Origin of the sequence: Parafannyhessea umbonata (assembly GCF_900105025.1) — a bacterium.
Lineage (GTDB): Bacteria > Actinomycetota > Coriobacteriia > Coriobacteriales > Atopobiaceae > Parafannyhessea > Parafannyhessea umbonata.
On record NZ_LT629759.1, the window covers coordinates 16756 to 26972 of the forward strand.

Genomic DNA, 10217 nt, shown 5'->3' on the forward strand with positions numbered 1-10217 from the left:
CCACCGGGCCCGCTCTAGTTTTTTATAGGGACAAAGGCAGGGACCCGCCGGCAGGTGCGATGCCTGCAACGGGGCCTCCATGTCCGATATCGCTTGCGGGGCTGAATCTAGGCTTTTGATGCGGTCCCTTTCTTAAGCCTCGGGAAGCCTTTCAAAGCTGTCGGGCCAGGACTCCTGCTATTTGCTGCCAGGCAAGTTGCGCTTGCCCGTTAAGACGTCGAGCGTGTATCGTTGCCGCCGATGGGGACGTGGGGCATGAGCAGAAGCGCCACGAGTCCCAAAGGCTTGCTGGAGTCCGCTCGCTTTGCACCAGGGCGACATCGAAGGGTCGTCGCGCAGGCTCCGGCCGAATACGTAACACCTGGCATTGTGTGGACAGCGTCAGGGATGCGTCATTAGGGCGTTCTTCGCATGGCTGCAAATCCGCTTTGCATCCAGGCCAGAGCCACGCTACAATGCTTGGCAACAATTCATCAGCGGGGCCTTTGACAAGCGCCGCTTCAAGTTAGGTCAGGTTAGATGAAGAACTAGCGATGCCCATTTCGGGCGCCCCATACGACCATTCTGCCAATCCGGTCGCGCTTCAGGGTGCCGCATCGCCTCAGAATCTTCTTGTTTCAAGTTCATGCATCGCGTGCCTGACCCTCTGCGCGACCTCCCCTCGAAGGAGCTCGCCATGCAACTGAATCTCAATCACATCAGCTATACCTACCCTGGTACGGTATCGGCCGCCATCGATGACGTCAGCGTCACATTCTCGTCGGGATGGACGGGCGTCATCGGCGATAACGGATGCGGGAAGAGCACGCTTGCCCGTATCGCCGCGAACTCCATCGCGCCAGATTCCGGAACGGTGAGTCCGAAGCTGTTCTCGGCGTACTGCCAGCAGGACTCGACCCAGGAACCGGACAATCTCCTCGACTTCGCATCGGACTGGGGCAAGGAGGCGCAACGAGCAAGGGCTTTGCTTCGCGTCGAAGACGACTGGTTCTGGCGCTATGGCACTCTCTCTGGGGGTCAGCAGAAGCGGCTCCAGATCGCATGCGCGCTCTATGCGCGACCGGAAGTCCTTATCATGGACGAGCCGACAAACGACCTCGACATCGTGACACGCGACATCGTGAGGGAAGCCCTCGCTTCATTCGGCGGCATCGGAATTCTCATCTCGCACGACAGGGCTCTGCTGGATAGCCTTGTGAGCCAGAGCCTGATGTGCGAGGGGGTGCGTTGGACCATGCGACCCGGAGGGTACACGAAGGCGAGTGTCCAATCGGCCATCGAGCGCTCTGCTGCAATCAGGGACCGCGAGAAGGCCGCCCGCGAAGCGAAGCGCTTGAAGGCGGAAGCCCAGCGCAGAAGCGAGGAGGCGGCGCGTCAGAAGGGCAAGCGCAGCAAGCGCAACTTGGACAAGCACGACAGTGACGCACGGGAGAGGATTGGACGCGCCATAGTCTCAGGAAAGGACGGCGTGGCTGGCAAGCTCTCGTCCAATATGAGTGAACGGCTGGCAAAGGCCGAGGGAGAGCTCTCAAAGAGAGTTGTCGCGAAGCGATACGACCATGCTCTCGGCGCGTTCGGAATTGCCGCGCGTTCGAGCTGCGTGGTGCACCTAGAGGCGACGCGACTGTCCGCTGGTGATTTCTCGATAGTCGTGCCAGAGCTCTGGATCTCGCCAACGGACCACGTGGTGCTGACTGGCGCGAACGGAACGGGAAAGAGCCTGGTGGTACGAAGCGTCATCGAATCTGCTCCCGACACCGTCAAAGTGGCGTACGTTCCCCAGAACGTCGGGCCGGAAGAACGCGGGCGGGCCCTGAGACGACTACGAGGTCAGGACCAAGAGACGAAGGGCCGCATCCTCTCCATCGTGGCACGGTTGAATTCCGACCCCGATAAACTGCTCGATGGAGACGATTTGAGTCCTGGCGAGCTCCGCAAACTCATGCTCGCGCAGCAGCTTGTTGCGAATCCCAACCTCCTCGTGCTCGATGAACCGACGAATCATCTCGATGTGGGCTCCATCGAAGCGCTTCAAGGCATGCTGATTGGTTTTCCTGGTGCGTTCCTGCTGGTCACGCATGATGGGCAGCTGTCGGAGGCGGTCACGCAGATTGGATGGGAGACAAGGCGAGGCGAGAATGGGATGAGACTACAAGTCGCTGATGAATAAGCTTTGTTCGCCTTCGGCCGATGCCGCGATTCAGCACGAGCGTGGTTCTCAGCGCGCTTGTGCTGAGCAGCAGGGCAAGCGTCGATGCAAAAGAGTTCGCTGCTCGATTCAATGTGAGCGTCTTTCGCATGCACGAGCATCCTAGCCCCGAGTGTCCGATCGGCCGCAACGTGCACGCCGTGCTCGGCACGGAGCTTGACGCTGCGGAGCAGGCCATGCTTGACCACCTTGACTCCACCACCTTGGCCGATCTGGCCGACGCTACGAGGGAGCGCATCGCGCAGCAGGAGCAGGCCTAGGGGTCTGGGGTCGCGGGCTCGCCCAGATTGCCAAGCATCTCGGATTCCGTCTTGGCGCTCCGCTCGGCCAGCGTCCGTGCTTGTCGTCCGGACGGAATGCCCTCGCTTTATCCGACAGCCCCGCCCAACAAGTGGCCTGCTACCAGGGCTGCCATTTCCCGCGGGGTCTCGTTCCAGCCCTTACGTGCCCACGTAATGAACATCCCATAGAGTCCGTAGGCGAGAAAAGCGGCCTCGTAGCTCCCCTCGCGTCCCAGGTCGGCGTCGCTTACGATTGTTTCGAACGCGGCCAGGATGGCATCCGTACGGCCCTGCTCGATCATGAGGTCGTTTTCCGTGCGCAGTGACAGGCAGAACTCAAAGTAGCGCAGAGCCCGCTGGGGATTCGAGAACGCGAGCTCCTTCAGGCGGTGTCCCTTCTCGTATGCCCGCCATTGGCGAACGAGGTAGGCAGTCAGCAGCTCCTCCTTAGACGAGAAGTTGCGAAAGTACGTGGCCCGGCCCACGCCCGCCCGTGCGGCAAGCTCGTCGATGGTGACCTTTCTGATGTTCTTCTCGGCCATAAGCAAGAACAGGGCGGATCCCAGCATGTCCGTGGCATATGCAGACACGACAGACCTCCTGATACGAAAGCGGCCGATGCGTATCGATTGCGCTCGCGACATCGGGACGCTTGCAGGACGGACGATACGATTGTATCAGCTGAAGCGAATCTGAGGAATCTTTCGGGGGCTGTGATGAAGGAGAAGACACGGGGACGCCTGCGGCTGCTCGCAAGGGTGGCGGGAGGAATCTGCATCGCCATCGTCGTGCTCGCCCTGGTGCTCACGACCCATACGCAGATCGTTATTGGAGCGATCCAGAAACTTTCTGCCGGCACGGTCAAGACAACCAATGCCTACAAGCCCGAGGGCAAACACGTGGATGCGATGCGGGATAACGGACAGCGCATCGTGACCGAAATCGCCTATGCCGACAAGTACCCCAATAGCTTCCTGGACATAACCTACCCCGATGCCGACACCTCCGTGCGCAGGCCGACGCTGGTCTATTTTCATGGCGGAGGGTTCTTTGCGGGCAGCAAAAGTGCGGGTGACCCGCTGGCGTCGAGTGACGTCACGTCGCTGCTGGATGACATCTGTGCGGCCGGCTACAACGTCGTGAACGTGGACTACGGTCTCGTGCCCGACTGCCGCTTCCCAGTTCCTGTCATACAGGCCAATCAGGTACTGGCCTGGTGCGAGTCGCATGCGAAGGAATACGGCCTCGATATGGACGATGTCATCATCATGGGCTCGTCTGCCGGCGCCATCATAACGAGCCAGCTGGGCGCCGTCATCGCAAATCCAAAGTATGCCGACGCGCTTGGCATAAAGCCCAAGTTGGAGCCCAGCCAGGTACGTGCTCTCGTGATTGATGACGCACCTCTTGTGTACGACGAGTTCTCCCTCGCCACCAAGGTTATCGTAGGTAACTACGTGAGCGGGACGATCTTCCTCAGTAAGGATCAGGTGCATCGTTACGACGCCACCCAATGGGTCACCTCGGCCTACCCGCCCGCGGTACTTCTCGGCAGCGAATATCACAACGACATGAGGCACATGGACGCAGCGCTTTCGGGGGCGGGTGTCACGCACGAGCTCATCGATCCGCTGGCCGAGCGTGGCCTGAAGATGCCGCACTGCTTTGTGGCCTCCGAGCGCAAGAACAAGGTCGCACGTGACGCGTTCGAGAGGATGCTGGCCTTTCTCGCCGACCGGACGGACTAGCTCACTGGGAGCGTAGCAGGGCGATCGCGAGGCGGTACTTTTGCACTCGCTCTCGGTCGGCATCCGTGACCTTGGCCAGGCGGCTGAGGTCGCTGTTGTGGGTGAGGTCGGCGAGCTTCACCGTGCGGGCGAGTGCGTTGTGCTTCAGGTTTGACACATAGCCAAGATAGGGCACGCTTTTGTCGTGCGTGAGCAGTTCAAGGGCGTCGATCACGTCGTCTTCGATGCCAGCCGCGCGCAGGTCGTCGAAGGTGGTCGGCGTATCTTCCACAACGTCGTGCAGCCATGCCGTCGCTTTTGCCTTGTCACCGCTTACCTGTGCGGCCACGTGCGCGGGGTGTTCGATGTAGGGTGCGCCGGCTTTGTCGGTTTGTCCCGCGTGCGCCTTGCGTGCGATTGCCTGGGCAATCGTTTCCTGCGGTCCCATGTGCCTCATCCCTTCCTGCGGCTCTAGTGCGATTCTATCGAAGGCGGAATGAGATGCGAAGCTAAGGAATGGGAGAGGAACGTGTTTTCCCGCGATGCGAGGAGCCATGCTCGAACGCCTTGATGCCGCTGCCCTTGTCGACCCTGCGATAAGGCGCGGGGCCTCATGGCGAAGCGGCAGACGGCGGCAATGCTGGCGCGGCTTATCCGCAACGCGGATGCTCCTCTCCGCAGCCGCGAGATCCATGCGGCACTCTGCGCCATCGCGGACCTTCTGCCTGATATCGGCGAAGGGGGGGACTGCCTGGAGTAACAGGCTTGACCCTCACGTAACGTCATGGTTTAGAGTGTGGCCAAGACGAGCGAGAGGAGGGTCCGTGAGAACCGTGCATGAAGTCAGCGAGCTTGCGCACGTGAGCGTGCGAACGCTGCATCACTACGACAAGATAGGCCTGCTTCGACCAAGCGCCCGCAGCGAGGCGGGCTACAGGCTCTACAGTGACAAAGACCTGGCGCGACTGCAGCAGATCATGCTCTTTCGGGAGCTGGAGTTCTCGCTCGCCGACATAGGGGCAATTCTCGACAGCCCGGAATTCGATCGAGACAGAGCGCTCGACCAGCAGATCGAGCTTTTGGAGCTTCGTCGGGAGCACATCGGAAACCTGATAGACATGGCAAAGGCCATGAGGGACGGAGAGGGAAGCATCTTGGAATTCGAGCCGTTCGACACGAGCAAGCTGGACGAATACGCCGAGCAGGCGAAGGCTTCGTGGGGAAAGACCCCGCAATGGAAGGAATACGAGGAGAAGTGGGCCGGAAGGCCGAAGGAGGAGCAGGTCGCGATGGGCAAGAGCCTGATGGAGCTCTTCGTGCCGTTTGGGCGGATGTCTGCCGAAGGGGCCGACCCCTCGTGCGAGGAGGCGCTGGCTCAGGTCGCAAGGATCCAGGCATTCATCACCGAGAACTACTACGACTGCACCAACGAGATTCTGGCGGGGCTTGGCCAGGCATACGGCAGTGGTGGCGACTTCACGCGCAACATCAACGCGGCGGCCGGTCCCGGTGCCGCCGAGTTTGCCGCCGCCGCGGTGCGCGCGTACTGCGAACGAGCGTAGGTTGCGAGAGGCCCGCCCGGCAGGGCCTAGCTGGCTGCCAGCAGGCGGATGTCCTTCTCGACGTCCGCCATGGTGGTGCGCCGCAGCTGGTCCTCCAGCGCCCGCTGGGCAGCCTCCAGGCGATCGTCCAGCGCGGCGTGGATGTTGCCGCCCACGGGGCACTGCGGGCAGGGGCTCTCGTGAAAGTGGAAGAGCGAGTCCGCGTCGCTCTGGTCAACGGCGCGCCACAGGTCGAGGAGGGTGATCTTCTGGAGCGGGCGTGCCAGTGTGATGCCGGACTTTCCCTTGCTGGAGTTGATGATGTTCGCCTGCTTGAGCATGCCCATGATCGTGCGGACCATGACGGGGCTCGTGCCGATGCTTTCTGCGAGGAAGGCGCTGGTGACGGGCCTTGTGCCACCGAAGTAGTCTATGGCGCACACCATGTGCGCCGCCATCGTGAGCCTGCTGGTTATCTGCATTCGTTCACCTATTCCGTAACTACTACCTTGCCAAGGGTCTTCTTCCTGCCCCTTGTGTGAGGGTACTACTCCGTGGCGAGTGCTGACATTGCACGCGCCGCGCCGCTGTGACCGCAGGCGCATAGCTGGTCTTCCGGCAGGTCGCAGGCATGGCGCTGGCGCGAGACCAGCTGCTCGACGAATGCCGTCGCGGGGCGTGCCAGAATCTCCTCGGGCGCACCGTATTGCTGTACCTTGCCCTCATCGAGCACGAGCACGTGCGTCCCCAGGCGCAGCGCCTCGCCTATGTCGTGGGTCACGAACATTACGGTGATGCCGGTCTCGCGGTGGATGCGGCTTATTTCGACCTGCAGCTGACCGCGGGTAATCTCGTCCACGGCACCGAACGGCTCGTCCATCAGAAGGATGTCGGGCGACGCGGCCAGGGCCCGTGCGATGCCCACGCGCTGCTGCTGACCGCCCGAGAGCTCGGACGGGTAGCGCTCCAGGAGGTCTTTGGAGAGCCCCACGATGTCCATCCACGTGCGCACTGCCTTGCGCGTGCGCTCGTGGTCGTGCTTGTTGAGCAGATTGGGCACGTATGAGATGTTGTCCTCCACCGTCATGTTGGGGAAGAGGACGCTCCCCTGGATGGCGTAGCCGATGTTGCGGCGCAGCTGGATGGGGTCGGTGTCGCGCACATTGTGGCCGTCCACGAGCACGGTGCCCGAGGTGGGCTCTATCAGGCGGTTCACCATCTTGAGCGCGGTGGTCTTGCCGCTTCCGGAGGAGCCGATCATGGTGACGAACTCGCCCTTCGGAACCTTGAGGTCGAGGTGCTCCAGCACGCTCTTCTCGCCATAGGACTTGCTGACGTCGCGGTACTCGATGGCGACGCTGGTGGTGTTGGTCGCGTTGCTCATTAGATCAGCCCCTTCGAGCTCAGGAACTCCCTGGCCACGGCCTTGGGGTCCTTCTTTTCCTCTTCCACCTCGTAGTTCATGCGGGCCATGTCCTCCTCGGATATGGTGCCCTGGAGCTTCTTGAGCTCGGCGCGCAGCTCGGGGTGCTCTTGGAGCGTCTGGTTGCGAACGACGTTTCCGCACTGGTAGGAGGGGAAGAAGCCCTTGTCGTCGGTGAGCACCGTGGCGTCCGCGGTGCTGAGCTTGCCGTCGGTGGTGTAGATGATGATCGCGTCCACGCTGTCCTGGGCGAGGGCGTCGTACTTGAGGCCCGCGTCCATCTCGGTGGTCTTGCCGAAGCTCATGCCGTAGGTGCTGCAGAGGGCGTCGTATCCGTCCTCGCGCTCGAAGAAGTCCGGCTCGGCCCCAAGGTTCAGCTGGCCGGCGACCTTGGCGAGGTCCGAGTAGGTCTTGAGGTCGTACTTCTGCACGATGTCGTTGCGCACGGCGATGCCGAACGTGTTGCCGAAGCCGTACATCCCCACCCAGCTCATGTCCAGCTTCTTGTTGTAGTCCGCCTGCAGCTGGTCGAACTCGTCCTCGGAGTAGGTTCCCTTGTTCTTGAGGACCGCGGCCCATCCAGTGCCTGTGTACTCTGGGTACAGGTCGAACTGCCCGGACTCCATGCCGGCCTCGAGGTTGGAGGTGCCGCCCGCGACGCCCTCGGTGAGGTCCACCTTGAGGTTGGTGTCGTGTTCGATGAGCATCTTGAGGGCCTCGCCCATGATGTACTGCTCGGTCATGGGCTTGGTCGCGACGTTGATGGTGTCGCTCGGGCCGGCAAGCATGCCCGGCACCGTGGCACCCAGCGCCGCGGCTGCGCAGACGAGGACGGCGCCGATGGCCAGCCTGCGGTTGGTGCGCCTTGCCCTCTGGCCGCGCATCTGCATGCGCTTCTCGACGAAGCCGAGAATTGCGTCCACCACCAGGGCAAGCACGGCGATGAGGAGGCTGCCCACGATGGTCATGGCGGTGTTGTTGGTGGTGATGCCGCGATAGATGGCCACACCCAGGCCGCCTGCGCCGATGTAGGACGCGATGCCGCCGAGTGCGATGGTCATGGTGACCATGTTGCGGATGCCGCTCATGATGACGGGCAGGGCAAGTGGCAGCTGCACGCGCACGAGCGTCTGCATGCGGGTGCCGCCCATGCCCCTGGCGGCCTCCATGATGGCGGGGTCCACGTTTGTCATGCCCGTGTACGTGGAGCGCACCATGGGCAGCAGCGCGTAGATGGTGAGCGCGATGACCGCCGTGGCATCGCCTACGCCGCTGAACGGAATGAGGAAGCCCAGCATGCTGATGGAGGGGATGGTGTACAGGAAGTTGACCACGCCCAGCGTGGGCTTGGCCGCCTTCTGGTACTCGCTGATGAGGATGCCGGCGATGCCGCCGAAGACGATTGCGATGAGTATGGCGACCAGGCAGATCTCCACGTGCTCCACGAGCAGCCCTTGGAAGAAGTCCCAGCGCTGGACGAGTAGGTTCCAAGCCTGTGCGAGCATTAGCCCCTCCTTACGATTGCCCTGACCGGGCAGTTCTCGAAGCACAGGCCGCAGTGCAGGCAGTGCTCCTGGTTGATGACGTACGGCTTGCCCGGCGTGATGCACTGCTGCGGGCAGTTGCGGGCGCACTTGCCGCAGCCGATGCAGGCGTCCGTGATCTGGAAGCCCTGCAGGTGCGTGGGCGCGCCGCCCAGCGAGAACGTCTGCCTGAAGATGGGGGAGACGCCCAGGTCGAAGAGCTCCACGCAGCCGTTGTCGATCACGAACGGGTCGAGCACGTAGCGGGAGTCGCCGGGGTACACGTCGTTCATGCTGGGGTTCTGTTGGAAGATGCGGTCGATCCGGGCTTGCGTGTCCTTCTCCACGCGGCGCGCCTCGCCGGCCAGGCGGACCATCTTGTAGTCGCGCGTCATGCCCACGATGGCCACGTGCGGGTCGCGCAGCAGCTGCGCGTGGAAGTCCTTCCCGCGCGAGGTGCAGAAGTAGAGTGCGCCCTTCTCCACCAGCATCACGTCGATGATGCGAATCTGGGGGTGGCCCTCCTCGTCCACCGTCGCAAACGAAACGTCCTTTATCTCGCGAAGCGTCTGCAGGCAATCCTGAGCGTCCATAGCGGTCTCCTCTCCGTTGGCTTACGTGTAATATATGTTGTGACACGTAACGTGTCAAGAAAAAGTTGACATGTTTGCTAGTCTTGTGTCGACAAGAAGGAGCGCGGCGCGCCGCGCAGTACGGAAGAGAAGGCCATGGCCACAAACCTGGAGAACGCAACCAACCTGTATGAGCGCGGAATCCGCGACGGCGAGGTTCGGGAGGTGCTGGACAACTACATGGGCCCCACCTACACGCAGCATAGTACTGGCGTGCGTGACGGGAAGGAGGGCTTCGCCGAGTTCTTTGCAGACTTCCTCGTGCGCAATCCCAAGCGTGACATCCGCGTGGTGTGAAGCTTTGCGGATGGCGACTTCGTGTTCCTGCACGTGTACCAGAGTCTGAACGACGGCGCGGCACAGTGGGTCACCACGGACATTTTCCGCTCCGATGCGGACGGGCGCATCGTGGAGCACTGGGACGTGATCGAGGAGTACCACGAGCCGGCCCCCGGCTCCCCCGACCAGGTGCTTGGCGCGTTCGAGCCACGCGACCTGGACCAGACCGAGCGCAACAAGGCCATCGTGCGCCGGTTCCTGGTTGACGCCATGCAGAATCACGATGCCGGCGCACTCGACCGTCGCGTGGCGGAGGGGGTCGTGCGGCACGACCCCGTCATCGGCCAGGGTCGCGACGCCTGGGCGCGTTACCTGCGCGAACACGACGTCATCTACGACTTCGTGTTCAAGGTGGTCGGAAGCGGCGACCACGTGGCCGCCTACTCGCAGGTCCTGATAGACGGGACCGCATACGCACTCTTCGACCTGTTCCGCCTCGAGGACGGGCGCATCGTGGAGCACTGGGACAACAAGGAGGTCGTGCCACCGCGCGCGGAACTCGCCAACTCGGGCAAGTTCTAGGCGCCGCGTGCCGGCCGGGA

At 62.3% G+C, this 10217-nt stretch carries 12 protein-coding genes; 6 read left to right on the forward strand and 6 right to left on the reverse strand.

The features are described 5' to 3' along the window. Positions 1-676 precede the first annotated feature (676 nt). Entirely contained in the window at positions 677-2170 is a 1494-nt protein-coding gene (locus BLT96_RS00100; RefSeq protein WP_172824956.1) for an ATP-binding cassette domain-containing protein, read from the forward strand. Positions 2171-2298: 128 nt separating this feature from the next. After that, positions 2299-2469: a hypothetical protein gene (locus tag BLT96_RS00105; protein WP_197674356.1), complete on the forward strand. Its 171-nt coding sequence runs from the start codon at positions 2299-2301 to the stop codon at positions 2467-2469. 107 nt (positions 2470-2576) lie between these two features. On the opposite strand, the gene BLT96_RS00110 is transcribed toward BLT96_RS00105, so the two are convergent. Next, complete coding sequence (locus BLT96_RS00110) at positions 2577-3080, reverse strand: TetR/AcrR family transcriptional regulator (protein ID WP_197674361.1); 504 nt, start codon at positions 3078-3080, stop codon at positions 2577-2579. A 126-nt stretch (positions 3081-3206) separates the two neighbouring features. Between BLT96_RS00110 and BLT96_RS00115 the strand changes: the two genes are divergently transcribed. Next, a complete protein-coding gene (locus tag BLT96_RS00115) occupies positions 3207-4238 on the forward strand; it encodes an alpha/beta hydrolase (protein ID WP_090861100.1) in 1032 nt (343 codons plus the stop codon). A gap of 1 nt (position 4239) precedes the next feature. On the opposite strand, the gene BLT96_RS00120 is transcribed toward BLT96_RS00115, so the two are convergent. Beyond that, positions 4240-4665: an HD domain-containing protein gene (locus BLT96_RS00120; protein WP_090861101.1), complete on the reverse strand. Its 426-nt coding sequence runs from the start codon at positions 4663-4665 to the stop codon at positions 4240-4242. Positions 4666-5041: 376 nt separating this feature from the next. Here BLT96_RS00120 and BLT96_RS00125 point away from each other — a divergent pair, with 376 nt between their 5' ends. Then, a complete protein-coding gene (locus BLT96_RS00125) occupies positions 5042-5779 on the forward strand; it encodes a MerR family transcriptional regulator (protein ID WP_090861102.1) in 738 nt (245 codons plus the stop codon). Positions 5780-5805: 26 nt separating this feature from the next. Here BLT96_RS00125 and BLT96_RS00130 read toward each other — a convergent pair whose 3' ends face one another. The 4 genes from BLT96_RS00130 to BLT96_RS00145 form a co-directional block, all read right to left on the reverse strand. Then, on the reverse strand, positions 5806-6240 hold the full coding sequence (locus BLT96_RS00130; protein WP_090861103.1) for an Rrf2 family transcriptional regulator: 435 nt from the start codon (positions 6238-6240) through the stop codon (positions 5806-5808). Between the two features lie 65 nt (positions 6241-6305). Then, entirely contained in the window at positions 6306-7142 is an 837-nt protein-coding gene (locus BLT96_RS00135; protein WP_090861104.1) for an ABC transporter ATP-binding protein, read from the reverse strand. Then, positions 7142-8686 carry an ABC transporter permease/substrate-binding protein gene (locus tag BLT96_RS00140; RefSeq protein WP_090861105.1) on the reverse strand — a complete coding sequence of 515 codons (1545 nt, stop codon included), beginning with the start codon at positions 8684-8686 and terminating at the stop codon, positions 7142-7144. Before BLT96_RS00140 ends, BLT96_RS00135 begins: the two co-directional genes overlap by 1 nt. Then, on the reverse strand, positions 8686-9297 hold the full coding sequence (locus tag BLT96_RS00145) for a 4Fe-4S binding protein (RefSeq protein ID WP_090861106.1): 612 nt from the start codon (positions 9295-9297) through the stop codon (positions 8686-8688). The genes BLT96_RS00140 and BLT96_RS00145 overlap by 1 nt, the downstream gene beginning before the upstream one ends. 135 nt (positions 9298-9432) lie before the next feature. On the opposite strand from BLT96_RS00145, the gene BLT96_RS10690 reads away from it, so the two are divergent. Continuing rightward, on the forward strand, positions 9433-9633 hold the full coding sequence (locus tag BLT96_RS10690; protein ID WP_197674362.1) for a hypothetical protein: 201 nt from the start codon (positions 9433-9435) through the stop codon (positions 9631-9633). Positions 9634-9654: 21 nt separating this feature from the next. Beyond that, positions 9655-10197 carry a nuclear transport factor 2 family protein gene (locus BLT96_RS00150; RefSeq protein ID WP_197674363.1) on the forward strand — a complete coding sequence of 181 codons (543 nt, stop codon included), beginning with the start codon at positions 9655-9657 and terminating at the stop codon, positions 10195-10197. The last annotated feature ends 20 nt before the right edge of the window (positions 10198-10217 follow it).